This window comes from Sinorhizobium fredii USDA 205, assembly GCF_001461695.1.
GTDB classification, from domain to species: domain Bacteria; phylum Pseudomonadota; class Alphaproteobacteria; order Rhizobiales; family Rhizobiaceae; genus Sinorhizobium; species Sinorhizobium fredii.
Window position 1 is genome coordinate 128796 of record NZ_AUTC01000157.1, and the last position, 21780, is coordinate 150575.

Annotated in this window: 20 protein-coding genes and 1 pseudogene; 10 read left to right on the forward strand and 11 right to left on the reverse strand. The window is 62.1% G+C overall.

Annotation, left to right across the window (positions count from 1 at the left end):
- Window positions 1-17: 17 nt before the first annotated feature.
- Window positions 18-479 (reverse strand): YbhB/YbcL family Raf kinase inhibitor-like protein, encoded by a 462-nt coding sequence (locus tag N181_RS22630; protein WP_037432051.1) that lies wholly within the window; start codon window positions 477-479, stop codon window positions 18-20.
- Between the two features lie 243 nt (window positions 480-722).
- Here N181_RS22630 and glgA point away from each other — a divergent pair, with 243 nt between their 5' ends.
- Together glgA and N181_RS22640 are read left to right on the forward strand one after the other, a co-directional pair.
- Window positions 723-2177, forward strand: a complete 1455-nt coding sequence (glgA, locus tag N181_RS22635) for a glycogen synthase GlgA (protein ID WP_037432053.1) — start codon at window positions 723-725, stop codon at window positions 2175-2177.
- Window positions 2178-2323: 146 nt separating this feature from the next.
- On the forward strand, window positions 2324-3232 hold the full coding sequence (locus tag N181_RS22640) for a DMT family transporter (RefSeq protein WP_037432054.1): 909 nt from the start codon (window positions 2324-2326) through the stop codon (window positions 3230-3232).
- Between the two features lie 97 nt (window positions 3233-3329).
- Here N181_RS22640 and N181_RS22645 read toward each other — a convergent pair whose 3' ends face one another.
- From N181_RS22645 to N181_RS22655, 4 genes and pseudogenes are all read right to left on the reverse strand, one after another.
- Window positions 3330-4169: a fumarylacetoacetate hydrolase family protein gene (locus N181_RS22645; RefSeq protein WP_037432056.1), complete on the reverse strand. Its 840-nt coding sequence runs from the start codon at window positions 4167-4169 to the stop codon at window positions 3330-3332.
- Between the two features lie 295 nt (window positions 4170-4464).
- Window positions 4465-4830 (reverse strand): annotated as a pseudogene (locus tag N181_RS22650) (PRC-barrel domain-containing protein).
- Window positions 4830-4982: a hypothetical protein gene (locus tag N181_RS34120; protein WP_174839366.1), complete on the reverse strand. Its 153-nt coding sequence runs from the start codon at window positions 4980-4982 to the stop codon at window positions 4830-4832. The pseudogene N181_RS22650 and the gene N181_RS34120 overlap by 1 nt, the downstream one beginning before the upstream one ends.
- A 258-nt stretch (window positions 4983-5240) precedes the next feature.
- Window positions 5241-6536: a pilus assembly protein TadG-related protein gene (locus tag N181_RS22655; RefSeq protein ID WP_037395073.1), complete on the reverse strand. Its 1296-nt coding sequence runs from the start codon at window positions 6534-6536 to the stop codon at window positions 5241-5243.
- A 207-nt stretch (window positions 6537-6743) separates the two neighbouring features.
- Here N181_RS22655 and N181_RS22660 point away from each other — a divergent pair, with 207 nt between their 5' ends.
- Genes N181_RS22660 through N181_RS22675 form a run of 4 tightly spaced genes read left to right on the forward strand, consistent with a single transcriptional unit; the run spans window position 6744 to window position 10272 of the window.
- Window positions 6744-7256, forward strand: a complete 513-nt coding sequence (locus N181_RS22660; RefSeq protein WP_037432077.1) for an A24 family peptidase — start codon at window positions 6744-6746, stop codon at window positions 7254-7256.
- Between the two features lie 34 nt (window positions 7257-7290).
- Window positions 7291-8082, forward strand: coding sequence for a Flp pilus assembly protein CpaB (cpaB, locus tag N181_RS22665; protein ID WP_037432058.1), 792 nt, complete (start codon window positions 7291-7293; stop codon window positions 8080-8082).
- 25 nt (window positions 8083-8107) lie between these two features.
- Window positions 8108-9850, forward strand: a complete 1743-nt coding sequence (locus N181_RS22670) for an AAA family ATPase (protein WP_037432060.1) — start codon at window positions 8108-8110, stop codon at window positions 9848-9850.
- Entirely contained in the window at window positions 9847-10272 is a 426-nt protein-coding gene (locus N181_RS22675; RefSeq protein WP_037432062.1) for a TadE/TadG family type IV pilus assembly protein, read from the forward strand. The genes N181_RS22670 and N181_RS22675 overlap by 4 nt, the downstream gene beginning before the upstream one ends.
- An 18-nt stretch (window positions 10273-10290) precedes the next feature.
- On the opposite strand, the gene N181_RS22680 is transcribed toward N181_RS22675, so the two are convergent.
- Window positions 10291-10791 carry a pilus assembly protein N-terminal domain-containing protein gene (locus tag N181_RS22680; RefSeq protein ID WP_037432063.1) on the reverse strand — a complete coding sequence of 167 codons (501 nt, stop codon included), beginning with the start codon at window positions 10789-10791 and terminating at the stop codon, window positions 10291-10293.
- 274 nt (window positions 10792-11065) lie between these two features.
- Between N181_RS22680 and N181_RS22685 the strand changes: the two genes are divergently transcribed.
- The 4 genes from N181_RS22685 to N181_RS22700 all read left to right on the forward strand — a co-directional run bounded on the left by N181_RS22685 (window position 11066) and on the right by N181_RS22700 (window position 14779).
- Window positions 11066-11227, forward strand: coding sequence for a Flp family type IVb pilin (locus N181_RS22685; protein WP_037395065.1), 162 nt, complete (start codon window positions 11066-11068; stop codon window positions 11225-11227).
- Between the two features lie 99 nt (window positions 11228-11326).
- The gene (locus tag N181_RS22690) at window positions 11327-12751 is read left to right on the forward strand and encodes a TadA family conjugal transfer-associated ATPase (protein ID WP_037432065.1); all 1425 of its coding nucleotides are present in this window, start codon (window positions 11327-11329) and stop codon (window positions 12749-12751) included.
- A 49-nt stretch (window positions 12752-12800) separates the two neighbouring features.
- Complete coding sequence (locus N181_RS22695; RefSeq protein WP_037432079.1) at window positions 12801-13802, forward strand: type II secretion system F family protein; 1002 nt, start codon at window positions 12801-12803, stop codon at window positions 13800-13802.
- 8 nt (window positions 13803-13810) lie between these two features.
- Window positions 13811-14779, forward strand: coding sequence for a type II secretion system F family protein (locus N181_RS22700; RefSeq protein ID WP_037395059.1), 969 nt, complete (start codon window positions 13811-13813; stop codon window positions 14777-14779).
- A gap of 109 nt (window positions 14780-14888) precedes the next feature.
- Here the strand turns inward: N181_RS22700 and N181_RS22705 are convergent, their stop codons facing one another.
- Genes N181_RS22705 through N181_RS22725 form a run of 5 tightly spaced genes read right to left on the reverse strand, consistent with a single transcriptional unit; the run spans window position 14889 to window position 21689 of the window.
- Window positions 14889-15932, reverse strand: a complete 1044-nt coding sequence (locus tag N181_RS22705; RefSeq protein WP_037432066.1) for a chemotaxis protein CheB — start codon at window positions 15930-15932, stop codon at window positions 14889-14891.
- A gap of 8 nt (window positions 15933-15940) precedes the next feature.
- Window positions 15941-18064 carry a hybrid sensor histidine kinase/response regulator gene (locus N181_RS22710; protein ID WP_037432067.1) on the reverse strand — a complete coding sequence of 708 codons (2124 nt, stop codon included), beginning with the start codon at window positions 18062-18064 and terminating at the stop codon, window positions 15941-15943.
- A 1-nt stretch (window position 18065) separates the two neighbouring features.
- Window positions 18066-19691, reverse strand: a complete 1626-nt coding sequence (locus tag N181_RS22715) for a methyl-accepting chemotaxis protein (protein WP_037432069.1) — start codon at window positions 19689-19691, stop codon at window positions 18066-18068.
- Window positions 19669-20331 carry a chemotaxis protein CheW gene (locus tag N181_RS22720; protein WP_037432070.1) on the reverse strand — a complete coding sequence of 221 codons (663 nt, stop codon included), beginning with the start codon at window positions 20329-20331 and terminating at the stop codon, window positions 19669-19671. Before N181_RS22720 ends, N181_RS22715 begins: the two co-directional genes overlap by 23 nt.
- Window positions 20328-21689, reverse strand: a complete 1362-nt coding sequence (locus N181_RS22725; RefSeq protein ID WP_037432072.1) for a CheR family methyltransferase — start codon at window positions 21687-21689, stop codon at window positions 20328-20330. Before N181_RS22725 ends, N181_RS22720 begins: the two co-directional genes overlap by 4 nt.
- Window positions 21690-21780 lie beyond the last annotated feature (91 nt).

Consider the following 21780-nt stretch of genomic DNA (forward strand, 5'->3'; position numbering starts at 1 on the left):
GACTGCCTTCCCGCGCATCAACCTTGATAGGTCCCGATCAGAGCTGCCTCTGCGATCCGGTGCTTGCGCGCCTCGGTCCAGGCCTGAACTGCCCCGACATCGTCCGAGATCGAGATATTGCGGGTGTTCAGTGCGGCAAGCTTGAAGTGATAGTGATGAACGCCCGTTCCCGCCGGCGGTTGCGGCCCGTCATAGCGGGCGTTGCCAAAGTCGTTCCTGATGAACTTGATGGCATGTTCCGGACCGGTATCGACGGCTTCAGGAAGCTCCGTCCAGTTGCCGGGAATGTTGACGATGGCGCAGTGCCGAAACACCCCCCGCACGGCGTCCGGATCCTCGACGATCAACGCAAAGCTCTGCGTTCCCTCGGGTGTACCCGTCCATTTCAGGGGCGGGAAGATGTTATCGCCGAAGCGCGTGTATTTCTTCGGGATCGGCTGGCCTTCCGCGAAGGCGGGGCTCATCAAGCTGAATGTCATCACCTGTCTCCTTCATGTTGGGCACATTGAACGAGCACGCGACCGGCTTGGATTGTACTCTCAAAGCGGATCGGTGTTGAGGTCGTTGGCAACGTCAGGTCCCAGAAAATGTCCCCGCAGCGTCCGTCATAAAAATTTCGTTTCCGGGACGGAACTTTGCGCGCGGGGTTTGTGTTGAAGGAAGTGCAAAGTGGGGCGGCGCTTGACCGGTATCGGTCAGCATGAAATTTCCGGAAACGATCGATGAACGTTCTCTCCGTAACGGCTGAGATATTCCCCTTGGTGAAAACCGGCGGGCTCGCGGATGTGGCCGGCTCGCTTCCCAAGGCATTGAAATCGCATGGAATTCGTATGCGCACGCTGGTGCCTGGCTATCGGTCCGTCATCGAATCCCTGGACGACGCTCAACCCGTTGCGCGCTATGATAGTCTCTTTGGAGAAACCGCCACTCTCCTTGCCGGACGAGCCGCGGGGCTCGAGCTTTTCGTGCTCGATGCGCCGGGGTTCTTCTACAGGTCGGGCGGCCCCTACACCGATGAGCATGGGGTGGACTATCCGGACAACTGGAAGCGCTTCGCCTCTTTTTCCTTCGTTGCCTCGCAAATAGCAGGCGGCCTCGTTCAGCACTGGCGACCGGATATCATTCACGCCCACGACTGGCATGCGGCCTTGAGCCTCGTCTATGTCAAATACGCATGCGAGGTGCAGGTCCCGCGCGTCCTGACCGTCCACAACATGGCTTTCCAGGGACAGTTCCCGGCCCATCTCTTCTCCGAACTCGGCTTGCCGAATGAGGCCTATTCCATCGAAGGGCTCGAATATTATGGCGATCTTGGATACCTCAAGGGCGGCCTGCAGGCCGCGGATGCCATCACCGTGGTCAGCCCTACCTATGCACGCGAGACCATGTCGCCGACCTTCGGGATGGGTCTCGAGGGCGTCATGAATGCACGTCATGACGACGTGTTGGGCATCGTCAACGGAATAGACGTCGACGTTTGGGATCCTTCGGCGGATCCCTATATCGAGCATCGCTATTCAGCGAAAACACCTCTCCGGCGGCTGCCGAATCGCGAGGCGGTGCTCGATCTCTTCGGGTTGCCGCCGACGCCCGGCCCGGTCTTCGCCAGCATCAACAGGCTGACTTGGCAGAAGGGCATGGATCTTCTGGCAGCCGTCGTCGACGAGATCGTCGCCATGGAGGGCCGGCTGATCCTGCATGGAAACGGTGATGCCGAAATCGAACACGCCTTCCTGGACGCCGCCCGGCGCTTCCCACGGCACATAGCCGTGAGGCTCGGCTATGAAGAACCGGTAGCCCATAAAATCCATGCCGGGGCAGACGCCATGCTGGTGCCCTCGCGCTTCGAACCCTGCGGGCTGACGCAGCTCTATGCGCTCAGATACGGCTGCGTGCCGATCGTGGCGCGGACGGGCGGCCTCTCCGAAACGATCATCGACGCCAATGTCGCCGCCCTGCAGGCGCAGGCCGCCACGGGAATCCAATTCTCGCCGGTCGACGCGGCCGGATTGCGCCTGGCGCTGCGCCGCGCCCTGAAGCTCTACCGGCACCGGCGCATCTGGGAGGGGCTGCAGCGGCAGGGGATGAAGACGGACAGCTCCTGGCACCGCAGTGCGGCGAAGTATGCGGAGCTCTACGGCGATCTGACCGCGACCGACATGCGCTTGGCCGGTTAGCACGGGCTGGGATTCTCCAACCGCTCGACTGACGCGATCCGCGCGATCTGACGCCTCATTCGCACGCTGATGAATTGATCAAGAGAGAGGCATGGATTGCGGCGCCGGAATGTGCCAATGGCAGCGCACTCCACGAGGACTCCGCCATGGCCGTCGAGATAGCACCCGCCGTATCCACCGCATCAAACGCCGCCCGCACGGGCGTACTGGTCATGCTCTTGGGCATGCTCATGTTTTCGCTCAACGACGTCATGGGCAAGTGGCTGGTGGCGACCTACTCGGTCGGCCAGGTGGTGCTGATCCGCAGCCTTGCCGCGGCGATCCTGCTTGTCCCCTTTCTCTGGGTCAACGGCCCGAAGAAGCTTCTCGCCCTGGAGCGGCCCGGGCTCCAGCTTGTCCGCGTCGTCGCTTCTACGGCGGAGGTTTTCGCCTTCTATTTCGCGGTCGTCTACCTGCCGCTTGCCGATGTCATGACCTATTGGCTGGCAGCTCCGATCTATGTGGCGGCCGCTTCTCCGCTCCTGTTGAAAGAGCATGTCGGCTGGCGGCGCTGGACGGCGATCGCCATCGGTTTCGTCGGCGTCATCGTCGCGCTCGAACCTTCGTCTGAGGCCTTTACCCTGCCGGCGCTGATTTCGATCCTCGGCAGCTTCTGCTTCGCCGTCATGATGGTGTCGGGGCGCTCGCTGCGCGGCACGCCGGATACGACGCTCGCCTTCTGGCAGCTCGTCGGGGCGGCACTTGTCGGGCTCCTCTGGGCACCGTTTGACTGGACGCCGCCGAAGCCTCTCGATACGGCGCTTCTCTGCCTGCTCGGCGTCGTCGCCATGATCGCCCATGTTCTCGTCAACCGGGCACTAAAGCTTGCCGATGCCGCGACGGTCGCGCCGCTTCAATACACCCTACTCTTTTGGGCGATCATCTTCGGCTGGCTGATCTTCGGCGACACGCCGCGCCTGTCGATGGTGCTCGGCGCCGGGCTTATCGTCGCCTCCGGCCTCTTCATCTTTTTCCGCGAGCAGCAGCTCAAGCGGCAGGGGCGACTGAAGGCCTAGCAGGAGCCTCACGTCCCCTCGATCGGCTACCGCGACCTCTCCCCGTTGTGGCGGGGAGAAGGGGGCATGCTGGGGCCGCAATCCCCGGTCCGCCAGATCAGTCGTCGGCAAGCACGGTCTGTTTCTGCGTGCCGAGTCCCTCGATGCCGAGTTCGATGACGTCGCCGGGCTTCAAATATTGCGGCGGCTTGAAGCCCATGCCGACGCCGGGCGGCGTACCGGTCGAAATGATGTCGCCCGGATGCAGCGTCATGAACTGCGAAAGATAGCTGACCAGATAGGCGACGCCATAGACCATCGTCTCGGTCGAGCCATTCTGCCTGGTGTCACCATTGACCTTCAGCCACATCGCGAGGTTTTGCGGATCGGCGATCTCGTCGCGGGTGACGAGCCACGGACCGGTCGGACCGAAGGAGTCGCAGGACTTGCCCTTGGTCCACTGGCCCGAACGCTTCGTCTGGAAGTCGCGCTCCGAGACGTCGTTGATGACGCAATAGCCGGCGACATGGTCCATCGCTTCGGCTTGCGACACGTATTTGGCTTTCTTACCGATCACCACGCCGAGTTCGACTTCCCAGTCGGTTGCGACCGAGCCGCGCGGGATGATGACATTGTCGTTCGGACCGACGATTGCCGAAGTCGCCTTCATGAAGACGACCGGCTCCGGCGGTACCTCGAGGCCGGATTCCGCCGCATGGTCCGCGTAGTTAAGGCCGATGCAGATAAACTTGCCACTACCGGCGACGCAGGCGCCGAGCCGAAGCGCGCCCTCGACTATCGGGAGGCTCTCGATGTCGAGGCTGCGCGCCCAGCCGAAATCGGCGATCGTCGGACCGGCAATGTCGGCGATCACCGCCGAGAGATCGCGAATTCGGCCGGCACTATCCAGAACACCCGGCTTTTCTGCCCCTTCAGGCCCGTAACGCAACAACTTCATTCTGCTCCTCCAAGCGGTCGAGACGAAAGACTGTGCCTGACAAACCAAAGGATGCGGTGGATGTAAAGTTGTTTCGCAAGTTGGCGGAAGAAAAGCGGTCGCAGGTCTAATCCGCAAATCAGGGATCACTTACAGCCCTGGTGCCGATACTGCCGGCCAGTTGGGCGGTACGCCCACATGCGCGCCGCGGCTACTGTCGTGCCGGCTGCCCGTCGCGCTCGCCATCATGTGTGTGAGTGCCAAAAAGAATACGCCAGCGCCTTGCACGACGGCGCATCGCCCCATCGACGAGACATCACGCCCAGTAAGGCGGAATTCCATAGTAGTCGTAGACGCGACGGCCGCTCTCAGGACTCCAGTCGACCTCCCGTCCGCCGGATATCTGGGAGCTCCTTCAACTTGTTCCTTTGTGATGTTCACCTGAAAGCCGCCAAAGCCGGTGTTGTAGTCCAGCATCTGTCAGGGAAGCGGGTAATGATCGTGTCCTATTCCCAAGAACACGCCGAAGCTCATCACCGCATAGGCAACGCGGCCACCTCGTTTTTCGAGAATGATTCTCTCGATTGATCCGATGTGATGCCGTTCATGTCGTAGACGTTGGTCGCACCACCAGGTCGCTGGCAATAAGGTCATGAGACTGATGCAGATCAGGATTGGCCATCATCCCTTTCGGTCGGCCAACGCTCCTCCTTGCAATTGTTCCCTGAGAGCAATCTGAAACGGAAACCCGGCGGCGACGGATATTGCCGCCCATTCCTGATACCGGCGTTCCTCGGCTTCAGGGATAAAGTCGGTCACTGCAAGGTCAAGCATGGGGCGCGCGCGCCTCCCCGCTCCGGAGGCGAGCAAGAAGCCAGGTACCTCCCCAGACCACGAAAAAGTAGCCACCCGGCCATGGCCGAACTAAACAGTGATATACCAATCGGGCCAGTCCATATTGTTCGGAGATAGCCCGGCGACATCGGAATCATGATATTCGCTCCCGGCATCCCCGCCACCCTTTCCCTCCTCATTGGCAACGTTGTTACCATTGGCGACGGAGACGATCGCCGTTATCGTTGCTGCCTTCTTCTACTCAATTAGCGACACCGTCTTGCCGACGATGATCTCGTCCGTGGGCGAGGCGCAGGTTTCCATCTTGGAATTGCCAGTGAAGGTGATCTCATTCGCGACGATCTGGGTGCAGCCGCCCGAGACCGTAGAGTTGCCCGTAAACTCGATGCGGCCTGTTGGGATGTACAAATTCCCTTCTAGCGTGGATTCCAGGTTGCCCGTCACCTGATGAACCACACCCGCATCGTGGCGGCTTCCGAACAAGAGCAGGCCGGCATGGGGCCCACTTGTCGGCGCAGTTAGATCGATCTCGCCATTGCCGAGCAGCTTTGCTGCCGCTCCATTCGTGAAGTAGAAGGTCACGCCCTCACCCGACAGTTTCGCATTCGCGGACACGGTGAAATCGCCGCCGTCGATGATGTAGAGGCCAGGCTTGAGAGTGATTGTACCCTTAATGTCCAGCCCGCCGCAGAACCGGATCGCGGGAAGACCACTCACGAGGCGGTCGAGCATGTAGGTCATGGAGGAGACATAGTCCAGCGTCCGACAGGGAAGCAACTGGACCTGCAGGCTGTCCGGCTCAGCGACGCTCGTGAAAGGGTCCGGGGTCGGCGGTACGCGTTCGACGGGCTCGCTGCAGCCGGTCATTGTCAGGCCTGTCGTCGTCACCGCTTCACCGACCGTGTAGACGCAATCCGTCGACATGACCGCGCTGCCGTTCTTCATCAGAAAGGCGTCGGCGGCGCTCGAATTGGAGACCACGCTGCAGCCTGACAATTGCACCTGCGTGGAGCCCGTTACGGTCACCGCGCCCGACGCCGAGCCCGACAGAGCCAGCACGCAAGCCTTCGAGCCGCCCTTGACTTCCGCAACCGCACGAGCCGAGATCGTGACAGGCTCGCCGACGAAGACAGAGGAAAACAGGCGGGGACGCGTCTCCGTCAGTTCGACCGTTATCTTGTTCGATCCTGCGCTCAGTCCGGGCTTCGTGCTGACGGTCAGGGTGCCAGGCGCATAGCCAGACGCGCTCGCGATCCTCAGCGCCGTGCTCTCGAGCGCCGGTTGCTGGTCGCCCGCCCGATGGCGGATGGCTGCGGCATGGGCCGACACGTCGGCCGCATGCTGCAGTTGACGCTGCTCCATATACCAATAACCAGTTTCCGCCCCGAGCCCCATCGCGCCGACGAGCACGGGGAAGACGATCGCCGCGATAACGGCGACCGCGCCGACATCATTCTTCACGAACGCGCGCGAGAGGCGCCGTAGGCGCGGCGACGATCTTTCGGCTTCGATGACGTTGTTTCCTTTGCGCATCCGAATGTCCTGGCGTGCTTATGTTCCGGCCGGAGGATATATCCCGGCCCAGGGCCAGTTGCGATTCAGCCGGTTGGCCTAGACCTGTCCATGTGTTTTGCAGCGCCCGCTTAGACCATCAGGCCGAATGGTGATCAGGTGCTGCAGCCGGCATATTTCGCGGCACTTGAAACGGCCTTCCAGGCCTTGGTGAAAGGCGCCCGTGAGATGATCGCCACATTCGCCGCTTGGCTCGCATTGCTTCTCTTTGCCGGAACGATGACCTACGCCGGCATCAAGGACGTGGCGACGATGACGATATCGAACCGCCTCGTCGGCTTTCTGTTGGTCGCCTTCGCGGTGCTTGCGCCACTTGCCGGCGTCGATTTTTCGACGATCTGGTTGAGCATCCTCGTTGCCTCCGCCGTGCTCGCCTGCACCTTCACGTTTTTCGCGTTCGGCTGGATCGGCGGCGGCGACGCAAAGCTGCTTCCGGTCGCGGTGCTTTGGCTCGGTGCCAACCTCGCCCTTCACTTTGCCGTCTACGCTTCGGTGCTTGGCGCGGTTCTGACGCTTTCGCTGCTGCAGTTCCGCAAGGTGCCGCTGCCGGTCGTCCTACAGAAACGAGCTTGGTCGAGCCGCTTGCACGCCCCGCAATCGGGCATTCCGTACGGTGCAGCGATGGCGCCCGCAGCACTTCTGCTGCTGCCGGAAAGCCACTGGTTCTCCGTCCTTCTCTGAAGACATCAAAGTCCCGTTACAAACAGGTGCTGCCATGATCCGCTTGGTCATTCTCCTCTTTGCACTCGCCTCCGGCGGTGTCGCCTCCTGGTTGGCGCTCGGATTCACCGATCCGCCCACCGTCGAGGCGGCCGAAGTTCAACAGGCCCCCACCCAGGAGGTGCTCGTCGCCGCTGCAGAGCTGGCACGCGGCACGACGCTTCAGGAATCACACCTGCGCTGGCAGGCGTGGGAGGGCGAGATTCCGCCGGTGTTCATCAGCCGCAGTGCGCGGCCGGACGCGGCGGCGACGCTCAAGGGGCTACTCGCCCAGAGCAGTTTTGTCGCCGGAGAGCCTATCCGCGAGGACAAGCTTGCCCAGCGCGGCGCCGGTTTCCTGTCCAGCATGCTGCCTTCAGGGAAACGGGCGATTGCCGTTCGCGTGACGGCGGAGAGCACGGCCGGCGGCTTCATCCTGCCCAACGACCATGTCGACGTGATCCACACCGTCGCACGTCCGGATTCCTCGGGAAAGGACGGCAAGGTCGTCAGCCGCGCGATCCTCTCCAACATACGGGTGCTCGCGGTCGATCAGACCATTTCCGAGGGCGCCGATGGTACCTCCGTCGTCGGCAAGACCGCGACGCTTGAAGCAGACCCCGGGCAGATCGGCATCATTGCCGCGGCGGAAGCCTCCGGCACCGTGTCGCTTGCGCTGCGGGCTGTCGCCGACAACCTCGAAGCGCCAGTTGTCGAGACGGAAGGAAACCGACCAGGGGTCGTGCGCATTGTTAGTGGTGGACGACTTTCGATGATCGAGGTCCCGTCCCGCTCCGGTGGCAGCTGATTGATTTTCACGGATTGTGGGAAAGATGAAACAACTCGGCAGCAATATCCAAGAGACCCCGCGGGCACCGGTTGCGCCGCTCTTGTCCATTCCGAAGGTAGACGTCGCCGTCTTCTGCCGCTCCGAGGCGTTGATGGAGACGGTCCGCGCGGCGGCCAACGACCGCCGGATGGCGCGCGCCACCGTGACGATCAAGGGAGGCGGGATAAAGGAGGCGACGGCGCTTTACGGCGGCGTCACTTCGCCGAGCCTCGTCGTCGTCGAGGACTCCGACGAGGAGGATCGTCTTATGACGGCGCTCGAAGCTCTCGCCATGGAGTGCGTCACCGGCACTAAGGTCATCGTCGTCGGCGGCTCTAACGATGTCGGCCTCTACAAGAGGCTCCTGGATGCAGGTGTCAGCGACTACCTGGTGATGCCGCTCGACCCGATTGACTTCGTCGCCGCGGTGCATCGCAGTTTTCGCGGTTCCGTCGAAGAGAAGCTCGGGCGCATCGTCGCCTTTATCGGCGCCAAGGGCGGAACCGGTTCCTCGACGCTCGCCCACAACGTCGCCTTTGCGATGTCGAAGCGCGTCGATGCCGATGTGCTGGTGGCCGACCTCGACCTTCAATTCGGCACGCTCGGCCTCGATTTCGATGTCGAGGCAGTTCAAGGCATGACGGAGGTCCTGAGCAGTCCCGACCGTCTGGACGATGTGCTGCTGCGACGTTTGGCGGTGCCCTACACGGAGCACCTGCACCTGCTTCCTGCTACAACGGACCTCGACAGGTTCCTCTATCTCAAGGAGGAGCATGTCGACCATCTTCTCGATGTCGCCCGGTCCAGCTCCTGGCAAATCGTGATCGATCTGCCGCACATCTGGATGCAGTGGACGCGAAAGATTCTGCTTGAGGCCGACGAGATCGTTATCACCGCAGCGCCCGATCTGGCCTCGATGCGCAATGTGAAGAATCTGGTCGACTTACTGAAGAAGGCGCGCCCCAACGATCCGCCGCCGAGACTCGTGCTGAACAGGACGGACACGCCGAAGCTTGCAGAGATCAAGCCCAAGGACTTCATTGCCGCAGTCGGACTGCAGGAAAGCGTGTGCGTTCCCTTCGATCCGCAGCTGTTCGGCAAGGCGGCCAATAATGGCCAATTGGTCATCGAGTCGGCGCCCGAGTCAAAGGCGGGGCAGGCCATCGTCTCGCTTGCGTGGCGGGTCGGCGGCACGAGGGAGAGGCGGACGCGGAAGAAAGGACTCCCGGGACTGGTGCAGAGATACATGCAGCGTCGAAAGCAGAAGGCAGCAGCCGGGCTCCGCAAGAAGGCACAGGAACTGAAGAAGTCCGAGAGTGGAGTCTCGGCTGTAGAGTTTGCGCTGTTTGCGCCCGTATTGGCGCTCGGTCTTGTCGCCATGGCCGATGTTGCACTGGCGCTGCACGAGCGGATGACGATCGATCACGTGCTTCGCGCCGGGGCACAAGCGGCCATGGCCGATCCCGGGGCGACTCAGGTCGACAAGGTGCTGCAGTCGACGCTGGCGCAAAGCGCCGTGCCGGCCAATGTCACCCTGGCGCCGGTGAAGCGTTACTGCGCCTGCCCGGAAAACGCTGATGTCAAGCCAGAGGCCGCGCCGCAATGCGGGACGACACCCTGCGCGAACGCGGCGCAGCAGCTCGTATTCTATCGTCTCGAAGCGGCGAAGAATTACCGGCCTATGTCCCTGCCGGAGGCGCTTCCGCCCTTCCAGCTCAATTCCTTGATGCAGGTACAGGTCCGATGACCTTGTCGTTCCGCATCTTTCGTCGCGCCTGGCGCAACCAATCCGGCGCGACGGCGGTCGAGTTCGCAATAGTCTGTTTGCCCCTGCTTCTGCTGATCCTTGGCGTCATCGATTTCGGCCGCGCTTTTTACGTGCGCAACGAACTGTCCTATGCAGCCGACTTTGCCGCCCGGCAGGTGCTCATAGGTCAGATCGCGCGCGACGCGCCCGACAGCGAGGCGCAGACGAAGCTGGCGAGCGCCATACGGGACAATTTCGGCAGCGGCGATCCCGATCTGCTGCAAATTGCCGTCAGCAAGCATACGGTCGACGGGATCGATTTTCGTGTCTTGTCGATCCGCTATCCGTTCAGGTTTTTCCTCCCCGGGCTGGCGGAGGCTCCTTTAAGCCTCGCACTTTCGCGGCGTATTCCGATCGGCTGAACGATCGGAAGAGTCCGGTCATGGTCCTTCGTCGATCGGCGGAGCGGGGCTGTTCGGCGGCGGAGGAGGCGCCGCCGTTTCGCCGCTCGGCTGAACCGGGTCGCAGCGCTCTGTGCAGCTGTAGGTCGACCGGCCGCTGCCACCGTCAACCGTAATCAGGCGACCTCCCGCTGCAACCACGTCGAGGATGATGTTGGCTACTTCGGTCCCATCTGCATCCATGACGATGAGGTTCGTCGATCCTGGCGTCTTGCCGGTCAGAATGACGGTCTTGTCGTCGCTGAGTGTCGCCTGGGCGATGGCAGGATTGCCGATAATGAGCGTGCTTGCCTGCCGGGCGAGTAACAGGGGCCTTGCAAAATCGACAATGACCCTGACGACGCCCTCGGTCTGGCGGGTCGGCTCCAGCGCCGTGGTCGGCGGACGATCTTCCGCCGCCTGCGCCGCGCCAATGGCGGTACAGGCAATCGAAGCGAGAACAAGCCATCCGGCCCTCTTATGCCTCGGAACCACGCGCATTTTTCGCTCCCGGTCTCTGTGAACGGACGACGAGCCATCCGGTCGAAATAAGGCTGGTAAAAGCAAGAGGATAGGGCGGCGGGACGATTGGACTAGGCCAACAGGCCGATCCCTACCCCGGATGAGGTATCGGCCATCAGGCTGAATGGATCAAAAGGGTTAATAAAGTCTATATCAAGGCCACACAGAAAGCGGGAAACGAACGAAACCCCGGCCCGGCCTGTGATGCCGAACTTGGCGTCGGCGCAACCCCAACCCAGTGAAGGATCGTCTCATGAAAAATCTTCTCGTCCGCTTCGTCCGCAACGAATCCGGTGCCACGGCCATCGAGTATGGCCTTATCGCTGGTCTCATCGCCGTCGCCATCATCAGCGCGGTGCAGCTCGTCGGCACCGACATCGGCGCCAAATTCACCGCCATCTCGACGGCGCTCTGACTCCTTCCAGGATCAGCGCCGATCGCCAAGCGAAGCGGAAGGAATGATCGCCTTCCGCTGTCGCGTGAAGAACAGAACACCTCTAGCGAAGCGACAACGATGTTCGGCAGAAAATCCATCCCGGAACATAAGGTTACCGAAGCGGAAGTCCATCAGGCGGCGCGTGAAGCGCCCGTCGCCATGCCGCGGGAAGTGCCGAAGCCTGCCGAAGTTCCGGCCGCTGCGAAGGCGGAAAATACCGACCAATATTACAGCCTCAAAAAGGGAATTTTCAGCGCGCTCATCGCCACCATCGACGTGGCGGCGCTGTCGGGCATGGACGGCGATCAGGCGCGCGAGGAAATCGGCGCGATCGTCAACGACATCGTCGCGGCAAAGAAGGCCGGCATCTCCATGGCCGAGCAGAATGAGCTGCTCCGCGACATCTGCAACGATATTCTAGGCTATGGCCCTCTCGAACCGCTGCTCGCACGCGATGACATCGCCGACATCATGGTGAATGGCGCCGACCAGGTGTTCATCGAGGTTGGTGGCAGGGTGCAGCAGACGGGTGTCCGTTTCCGCGACAACGAACAGCTTCTCAACATCTGCCAGCGCATCGTCAGCCAGGTTGGTCGGCGCGTCGATGAATCAAGCCCTATCTGCGACGCACGTCTCGCCGATGGGTCGCGCGTCAACGTCATCGCGCCGCCGCTCGCGATCGATGGACCAAGCCTTACGATTCGTAAGTTCAAGAAAGAGAAGCTGAACCTCGACCAGCTGGTGCGGTTCGGGTCGATCTCGCCCGAGGGCGCCGAGATCCTCAAGATCGTCGGCCGCGTCCGCTGCAACGTGCTGATTTCGGGAGGGACGGGCTCCGGCAAGACGACGCTCCTGAATTGCCTGACCGGTTATATCGACGACGGCGAGCGCATCATCACCTGCGAGGATGCGGCCGAGCTGCAATTGCAGCAGCCGCATGTCGTGCGGCTCGAAACCCGCCCGCCGAACATCGAAGGACAGGGTGAGATCACCATGCGCAGCCTCGTCAAGAACTGCCTGCGCATGCGGCCGGAGCGGATCATCGTCGGGGAGGTGCGCGGCCCCGAGGCCTTCGACCTCCTGCAGGCCATGAACACCGGCCACGACGGTTCGATGGGGACGCTCCACGCCAACTCTCCGCGCGAGGCGATCTCGCGCGTCGAGGCGATGATCACCATGGGTGGGCATTCGCTGCCGGGCAAGGCAATCCGGGAAATGCTGGTTTCATCGGTGGACGTGATCGTCCAGGCGGCGCGCCTGCGCGACGGTTCCCGCCGCATCACCCATATCACCGAAGTGCTCGGCATGGAGGGTGACGTGGTCACGACGCAAGATCTCTTCGTCTACGACATTCTCGGCGAGGATGGAAAGGGTAACATCATCGGTCGGCACCGTTCCACCGGCATCGGCCGGCCGGCCTTCTGGGATCGTGCCCGCTACTATGGCGAAGAAGCGCGTCTGGCCGCCGCGCTCGACGCCGCCGAGACCAAGGCGGCCGCCTGACGGCCGTTTTACCGCGACGCCCCGAGCATCTCAAAAAGGCTGAATGGACATGCTGAGTGCTTCGCTGTTTCCCGTGCTCATCTTCTTTCTGGCGTCGACCTCCGTCGGCGGCCTGATGCTCGCCGCGTTTTATCCGCGGGCCGCTAAGGCCAGCGCCTATCGACAAAGATTCGAGCGCGTCGCCGGCCGCACGGAAATCAAAGCGACAGAAATGGCCGACGAGGAGCGCCGCGACCGTCGCCGCTCGGTGGAAAAGACGCTGCGCGACATAGACGAGCAGCAGAAGGCGCGTGCGCGCAAGGGCGGCAAGCCGAAGCTTGACGTCAGGCTCCGCCAGGCCGGTCTAGGCTGGTCGACGAGAACCTATTGGCTCGTTTGCGCGGCCGCTAGCCTCGCCACCTATGTATTGATAGCGCTCCTTGGACTGGGCGCCCTTACCACACTGGGCTTTGCCGTCGCGGCCGGCCTGTTCCTGCCGCACGGCTATGTGAACACGAAGCGCAACATGCGGCTCAAGCGGTTCACTGCCGAGTTTCCGAACGCGGTCGATGTGATCGTGCGCGGCCTCAAGGCAGGGCTGCCTATGACCGATTGCCTGAGGGTGATTGCCGCGGAAGCGCAGGAGCCGGTCAAGGGCGAATTTCTTACCATCGCACAGGACCAGACGCTGGGGCTGCCGGTCGACGAAGCCGTCGAGCGCCTGTGCGATCGCATACCCCTGCCCGAGGCCAAATTCTTCGCGATCGTCATCACAATTCAAAGCCGCACCGGTGGCAGCCTCTCCGAGGCGCTTGGAAACCTTTCCAAGGTGCTGCGCGAGCGCAAGAAGATGAAGGCCAAGATCAAGGCTATGAGCGCGGAGGCGAAATCCTCCGCCGGTATCATCGGCGCGTTGCCGTTCCTCGTCGCCGGCGCCGTGTACATGTCCAGCCCCGACTACATGTCGCTCCTGTTCACGACGCTCGTCGGAAAGATGGTGCTTGTCGGCTCCGCCCTCTGGATGAGCATAGGCACTTTCCTCATGCGCAAAATGATCAACTTCGATTTCTGAGACACCACATGAACCTGTTCGCCCACATCCCCGACCCCGACCAGCTTTCCGCGATGTTGGCTGGCCTTGCCGCCTTTTCTGCCGTCGTGGCAGTTTCATGGCCCTATGTTTTCCGCGATACGCTCGCAGAGCGGATGCGCAAGGTGGAGAGCGAGCGAGAAAGCATCAGGCAGCGAGAGCGCACGCGGCTGAATGTCGAAAAGAGCAAGGTGTCCCTGCGCGCAGAGCCCAAGCGATTCTTCCAGGCGATTGTCGATCGCTTCAACCTTGCCAAGCAGGCGGAGGATGGCGAAATCTTCCGCAAGCTGAGCATGGCCGGCTATCGCGGCCGCGCTCCGGTTACGACCTTTCTTGCCTTCAGGCTGATAGCGCCACTCGTGCTCTTTGCCGCTTGCCTCACATACATGCTGCTCATCCTTCGACCGGAGGCGCCGCTGATTGCGGTCATTGCGATGGCCAGCGCCATCGGCTCGCTCGGATATTTCGCTCCGGCGATATTCATCCAAAATAGGATCACGAAGCGCCAGCAGGTAATCCGCCGATCGTGGCCGGAGGCGCTGGACCTCCTGTTGATCACCGTCGAATCCGGCATGGGCATCGAAAGCGCCTTCCGCAAAGTGGGCGAGGAAATCGGCGCACAATCGCCCGAGGTGGCCGAGGAGATCCTGCTCACAACGGCGGAGCTTTCCTATCTGCAGGACCGACGGCAGGCCTTCGAGAACCTTGGGCGGAGGACCGGCGTAGAGGGCGTCCGCGCCGTCGTGACCAGCCTGATCCAGGCGGAGAAATATGGGACGCCGCTTGGCCAGGCGCTGCGGGTGATGGCGCAGGAGAACCGCGACATGCGGATGAGCGAGGCGGAGAAGAAAGCGGCCGGGCTTCCCCCGAAACTGACCGTGCCGATGATCGTGTTCTTCCTGCCGGTTCTCTTTGCGGTCATCATCACCCCCGCGGCCATTCAAATCACCGGTCTGTAGGGCGGGATCGGGAGCGGTCTGTTCACGACGGAGCTCGGGCGCCCGAGAGTTGGCATGGGGCAAGGGCGGCGCTACGCGTCAATTTCGACGAGGCGCCGCACCTTCTCTTTCAGGGTTGGCGTCTTCGGCTCGCCAGCGCGGTGATCTTCCCGGCTATATCGTCCAGCGGCAGAACGAAATCGACGAGACCGGCAGAGATTGCCGATTTCGGCATTCCGAAGACGACGGAGCTTTCTTCATCCTGCGCGATCACCTTCCCGCCCGCCACGTGCAGCGCCCGAAGGCCCTCGGTGCCGTCATCGCCCATCCCAGTCAGGATGACCGCAAGAGACTCCTCCTTGAAAGCGCGAGCGATCGAGCCGAACAGATAGGATCCGGACGGCTTGAAGCCCTGTATGGGATCGTCGTCCACGACACGCAGGCGCGACTTGCCCGAGACGCCGAGCTGGTGGCCGTCAGGGGCGAGGTAAACAGTGCCAGGCCTCAGGCGTTCGCCATTCGCACCGACTTTAACCTTGAGGGCAATTGTGGCGTCGAGAGATGCGGCAACGCCTTCGATGAAGCCGTTCGACATGTGCTGCACGATGAGGATGGGCGCAGGAAAATTTGCGGAGAGGTCCTTCAATATCGAACGGATCGCGGACGGTCCTCCTGTGGAGGCGGCAATGCCCACGATCGCGATCTGGGTGTCGTCCGCCGACTGCGGTGCCTCTTTGACCTGGTGATCGCCGCGTGTCTTCTTGCGCCACTGGCGAACGACCTTGACCTGTGCCATGGCCTTGATCGTCGACAGGAACTTTTCGATAGCCGCTTTTTCGAGAGACGTGCCGGATGCGGTCGGCGCCGGGATGACCGCGAGCGCGCCCGAGTCGAGCGCCCGCGCGGAGATGGCCCCCAGTTGCGAACCATCCTGGTAGGCCACCATGACCACAGGCGTCGGTGCGATGATCATGATCTCTCTGACGGTTTCGGCGGTGTCGTTGTCGCGGAGTTCCACTGCGACTATGTCCGGCAAAAGTTTACCGGTCATCCTAACCGCGTCCTTGCCGCTTCTTGCGACGCCCACGAGCTCTATGGCGGCGTCGGCGCCTGCCGCCCTTCTGACGCGTTCTTCAAGATCTCGCGTCGATGTCGCAAGGAGAATACGTGTCATCCTCGTCCTCACACGACCCGGCGCATCGTCTCCAGGAAGTGCTGCGCATCGAACTGGTCCTTCCTCAGATAGGCATTGGCGCCAGCACGCAGCCCCCGCACCTTGTCTTCAAGCGTTTCCCGGCCGGTGACAAGGACGACGGGCGTGTCGGTGAAACGCTCCGACCGACGAATGGCCTCGGTGAGTTCGAAGCCGTTCATGGACGGCATGTCGACGTCCGCGACGACCATATCGGCACCGTCTTCAAGAAGCTCCTCCAAGGCCTCCATGCCATTGCTTGCTATCGCGACATCGTACCCTGCGCCCTCGAGGATGAGCTTCACCAACGTTCGTACGTATTTGGAATCGTCCACGACGAGCACCTTGCGACGCACGGCCAGAACTGGCTCGGGCACGGCTGCGCCGTCCGGTGGTCGCGCCTCGGCGGCAGCCTCGGCGAGCGCTGCAATGTTCAGGAGGAGGGCAATGCGCCCGTTGGCCAGTACCATGCCAGCGCTATAGCGACGAACTTTCGCAAACCGCGGACCGAGCGGGCGTGCGAGGAGTTCCTGCTCACCGGCAACAGCGTCGACGAGCACCGCCACCGGCCCGCCCGGAGCGTCAACCACGACCGCCGGCACGGCCAGCCCGGTATCGCCGCGGCCCGGCGGCAGCCCGAGCCAACTGGCAAGATCCAGGAAGGGTATCGGGCCGGTAGGGGTGGTGACGATGCCCCTGTCCTCAGAGATTGCGAAGTCCTGCGGATGAATGCGTGTCACCCGCTGGATCGACGCCGTATCGATCGTGAACACATGCTCCCCTGCGATGACCTCCAGTGCACGCACTGTCGCCAGCGTCAGGGGGAGCGTGAGGGTGAAGGCGGCGCCTCCCGTCGGAACTTGCGAAACTTCTGCCGTGCCACGCAGCGTTTCGATATTGCGTTTGACGATGTCGAGGCCTATCCCACGCCCCGACAGGCTGGTGACCGTCGCCGCCGTCGATACACCAGGCTCGAAAACACGCCGCAGGAGCTCCGCTTCGTCTTTCACCTCTTTCACATGTTCGGCCCCTGCCTTGCTGAGTCGGGCTACATCCAGGCCGCGGCCGTCATCCTCGACACGCACCTGCATCCGGTCCCCAGAGATGGCGGCTGCAATGAGAACTCTCCCTCTCTCCGGTTTCGCCGCCTTTCGGCGTTCTGCGGGCGACTGGATGCCATGCGCGACTGCATTGCGCACGAGATGGCGAAGCGAATCCTGCAGACTCGAAAGAATGGAGCGATCGATCTCGATCTCTCCGCCCTTGATCTCCAGTTCTGCCAATTTCCCCGATGCTGCCGCCATGTCCCGCACGACGCGGTCGAGCCCCTTACATGCCTCCGCAAAAGATTGCGTGCGTGCGTGCCGTACCTCGTGATCAAGTGCGGTCGCGGCACTGTGCATCAGCCTCATGTCCCCGCGCAGCGATGTCGCGAGCTGGCGCAGTCCGCTTTCGATACTTGCCGCCTGTGCGGCGAACTCGGGGCCTGTCCCCCGCAGTCTCCTGGTCTGCTCCCGGAGCAAGGCCGCCTCCTTGGCACGACGCCGCATGATCGCATTAAAGGACAGCAATTCGCCACTCCTGTAGAGAAGCGTATCCAGACGATCGGCGGACACGCGCATGGAGCCGTCGGTATCACCGGTTCGAACGTGTACCTGTTCCGCCTGAGATGGACCCAGCTTCGGCTTGCCGCTGCCGTGGTCCGCCCCTGTCGCCATGGCAGCCTTCAGGGCATCGACCACGCTCTCACCGTGCGCCGGCGAAGGCATCTCCCCTATTTCCAAGAGGCGAGACACATCCTGGATGGCGTCTGCGGCCGACAGAAGAAGATCGAGCTTGGGTTTTTCGAGCACACGCTGTTCTTTCACGGTGAGGGAAAGTATCTCTTCCATCCAGTGACAAATCGCTTCCACTCCCCGCACTTGAAGCAGACCGGCGGCGCCTTTGAGGCTATGCGCCGTCCTTAGAAGCTGCTCCTGCAGACGGAGTTTCTCGACGGCCCCGCCGGTGTCCTCGATGGCGAGCAATGCCTGCTCCATGTCGGATGCACGTTCCCCCACTTCCTGGGTGAACATCTGCAGCAATTCACGGTCGAATTCCTCGGGTTTTGTCATCTCAGTTGCCATGGTCAGCGAGCATTTCCTTCAACCTGGAGCCCAGTTCGTTGAGATCTTTCGCGGCCTCCTCAGCTTGCCGGATCGCCGAGAGATTCTGGCTGCTCGCTTGCTCGATGTAATGCATCGCGTCGTGGATCTGCTTCATGCCCGCTCTTTGCTGGCCCGCCGAAGCGGCGATCTGGGTGACCGACCGCGCGGAATCGGCAACGATCGCCTCGAGCTGCCGGATCGTTTCGCCCGCTTCGTTCACCGTCTCGAGGGCACGGCTGACACTCTTCGTGCCATCCTCGGCTCCGATGACCGCCGCATTAGTCGCTTTCTGGATCTCCATCAGAATTCGACGAACTCGGGTGGTCGCGGACTTCGACTGATCAGCAAGTGTCCTGATCTCGCTGGCAACGACACTGAAACCCCTACCGTGCTCGCCGGCACGCGACGCCTCGATTGCCGCATTCAGCGCCAAGAGATTCGTTTGGTCCGCGATCTCGCCAACGACCGTGACGATCTCACCGATTTCCAGGCTATTTTCCGCCAATGAAAGTATGTCTCCGGCAATCCCTTCGGTGCGGGCGCTCACGGCGTTCATCACGTGGACGGTATCGTCTAGCGCTCTGCGGCCGTCATTGCTGATCTTGACGGCCTGATCGTACGACGCAGCAACCTGCTGCGCGCGCTGCGCCGCCTGTTCCGACGTCTGCAGCACCTCATCGACGCTCGTCACCGTCTGGGCGACCGCCGACGATTGCTCACGCATGCCTTCGACTTGTTGCGTGGTACCGGCGAGGATTTCGGCGGCGGACGACGAAAGATGGTGAGCCGTTTCCGAGATCGTGGCGAGCAGCTCTTCGAGCCTCTCCCTGCTGCTGCGTTCATTGTCGATCATGCTGGCAAGCCTTGCCGTCATTGCATTGAAGGAAAGGCCGAGGACCGCGAGTTCGTCGCTGCCGTCCACTGAGGCTTTCTGCGTCAGGTCACCGGCGCTGACCATTTCCGCCACGCCGGCGAGCTTGCGCGTGCGGACGACGAGGCGGCGCGCGACCCGCAACACGTGGAGCAGCATCAGAACGGCGAGAACCGTAAAGCCCAGTTGCAGTAATTGAGAGCGCTGGAGCCGGGCTACTCCTGCCTGCTCGATTCGGTTGATCAATTCGTCCATGCGCGCTGCAAAGTCTCTGATCCTTGGGTCGAGTTCATCCAGCGCCTCGGGTCCGAGCGGCGCGCTGGCAATAGCGCTTTCCAGAGCGGGTCTCACCTGTTCCCGCCATTGTTGACGGGCTTGTTCGAGCTGCGTAAGGGCAGCAGGATCCGTCGTTGCCTCCAGCCCGAACCTTTCGTCGCCATTAACCAGACTCGCAAGCAGCCGCTCGTTGCGGTCCATCAGGCCGCGCAGCTCATCGGCAGCAGCAATCCGGGCGGGGCCCTCCGCTCTTTCCAAGCGCCCGGCTACGTAGATCAGCTGGTAGGCAAGGCGTTGCGTCCCAAGCGACGATGTCGCCGCAAGATCGGCTCGCACCTGCTGCAGGGCAATAAAGCTGGAGCCGACGAGCAGCGCCGAAGCGGCCACGAACAGCAGCATGGCCAAGCCCAACGCGCCATAGAGGCTATTCGTTAGTCGGGGACTCATGGATTTTGGTCCTTTCCGTCTCGCCGCTGGCGACGATCTGCTCGTCCTCAAGAAAGAATTGGCGATCGTTCAAGAGAAGGTGGCCGTCCAGAATGACCGTGCCGGTTTCCGTCGTTGCGCAATGCCAGGCTTTGTCGCCTGTACCGGGCTCCGCCGCACCGATTTCCTCCAGGGGGAGCATCACTATTTCTGGGGCGGCCATAGACAGGATCAAGAATTCGGGATGCGCTTGCCCGCATACAATCGCCCAGTCGCTGGCGTTTGCGGCCGGTCGCGGGAGATCGAAGAGTTCGCACAAGTCGAAAACGGGCAGCAACTGGCCGCGCAGATCATAGACGCCACAGGCGTGGGAGGGCATTCCCGGAAGCGGACTGACGCGTGCCTTCGAAACGATTTCGCAAACATAGTGGATCTCCAAGGCAAACTGGCGATCCGATAGCATGAAGGTCACAAGGCCGATCGCCTGCTCTCCTCCTGCGAACGCATCACCGGCCGATCGCGGTGATTGCTCGTATCGCATGGCGGCATCTGGCTGTGCCGCTTCCAAAAGCACTTCGGTCTGCTCTATCGCTGCCTCCATCCGTCTTCTGACTGCGGTCCAGTCGACCGGTCGGGAGGCGGGGCGGGAAGGTGTCGTCATAGGCGTTTGCTCCCCCGCCCTCGCTGAATTTTGCCGATCTCGCGCCGTGCGCGCTCCGCCAGATCTCCAGCCGTCGCCTCTGACATCAGGGCGACGCGTTCGCGCGGTGGGCGAGAGAGACAGAACTGCAGCACGTTTTCGAAGGCCCGCTGGGACGCTTGCGGGTCGCTGTGCGTAAGACAGACACCGAGGAAGAACTGCGCGGCTGCCAGTCTGGCGTCCAGATAGACCACCCGTCGCAGCGCCGCCGCAGCCGCGTCGGTCTGCCCATCGGCCATCTGGGAGAGTCCCTGGAGGAAATGCAGTTCTGCTGAGAGCGGATGACTTTGAACTGCTTGCGCAGCGAGGCGCTGAGCTTCCCGGGTCTCACCCAGTTCGTAACGCCAGCGGATTTGCCGGGCAATGGCTTTGAAGGCTTTGTCGTCGGGCGTTTTTCGCTCATCCATCCCGCAAGCTCGGGGGGGCGACACGTGCGCGACAGGTTTTTTGTGGCCTAGAATGGAGGCGACGCCTGCGGTAGAGCCCCTGGGAGCGTCTCCATGAGCTATCATGCGCCGGTAGACAACGCCCGCCGACGTGATGGAAGTTTCGAACGGGGCGTACTTCCACAAGGGCGGATCGGTCGGCGCCGTCAACAGCCAGCCACCATCGGCAAGGCAGGCGAATAGCTGACGCGCAATCCGCCGCACCGTACTCGCGTCAAGATAGACGAGCACGTTGCGGCAAAGGATCAAGTCGAAGTCAGCCAATCCCCTTTCCGGCGCCGGTAGTTCGACTGCGCCAAGGTTCAGGTGAGCGAAACCGACCTGCCGGCGCAATCGTTCGTTCAGTCGAAACCGTCCCTCACCTGAGGTGAAGTATCGGTCCTTCAGCTTGCGATCCGTATTCCTCAACGACCATTCGCCATACTCTGCGGCTTTGGCCGTGGCGAGCGCCCTTCTGGAGACGTCGGCTGCACTTATACGAACATCTTGGAGGAGACCTTCCTCGTCGCAGAGAATGGCAAGGGAGTAGGGTTCCTCACCCGTTGCACAGCCGACGCTCCAGATCCGGACGAGAGATCCGTCGGGCCGCCGCAGCCTTAGTTCCGGAAGGATCGCTTGCGATATCAGCTGGAATTGATCGGGATCGCGAAAGAAATGCGTTTCTCCGACCGTGATCGCTGCAATAACATCGTCGGTCAGGTCCTGGTCCAGCCCCAGCCGGTGAAGAAATAGGCTGCTGTCGTCGATGCCGCGCCGCGCCATGACCCGGCCTATCGCCGAGGCAACGACGTCTTTTCGCGATGCCGGAAGGCCGATGCCGACCCTGCAGGCGACCTCGTCAGCGAGCTTGGACGGAAGCGCGTGACCTGTCACCGAACACCTCCTGCCTCATTCGCCGCGCAGGCGCGAAGAGGGCGTCCGGGTAAGCTGGCTGTCGAAACAGGCTGGCGCATGTTCTTCCTAA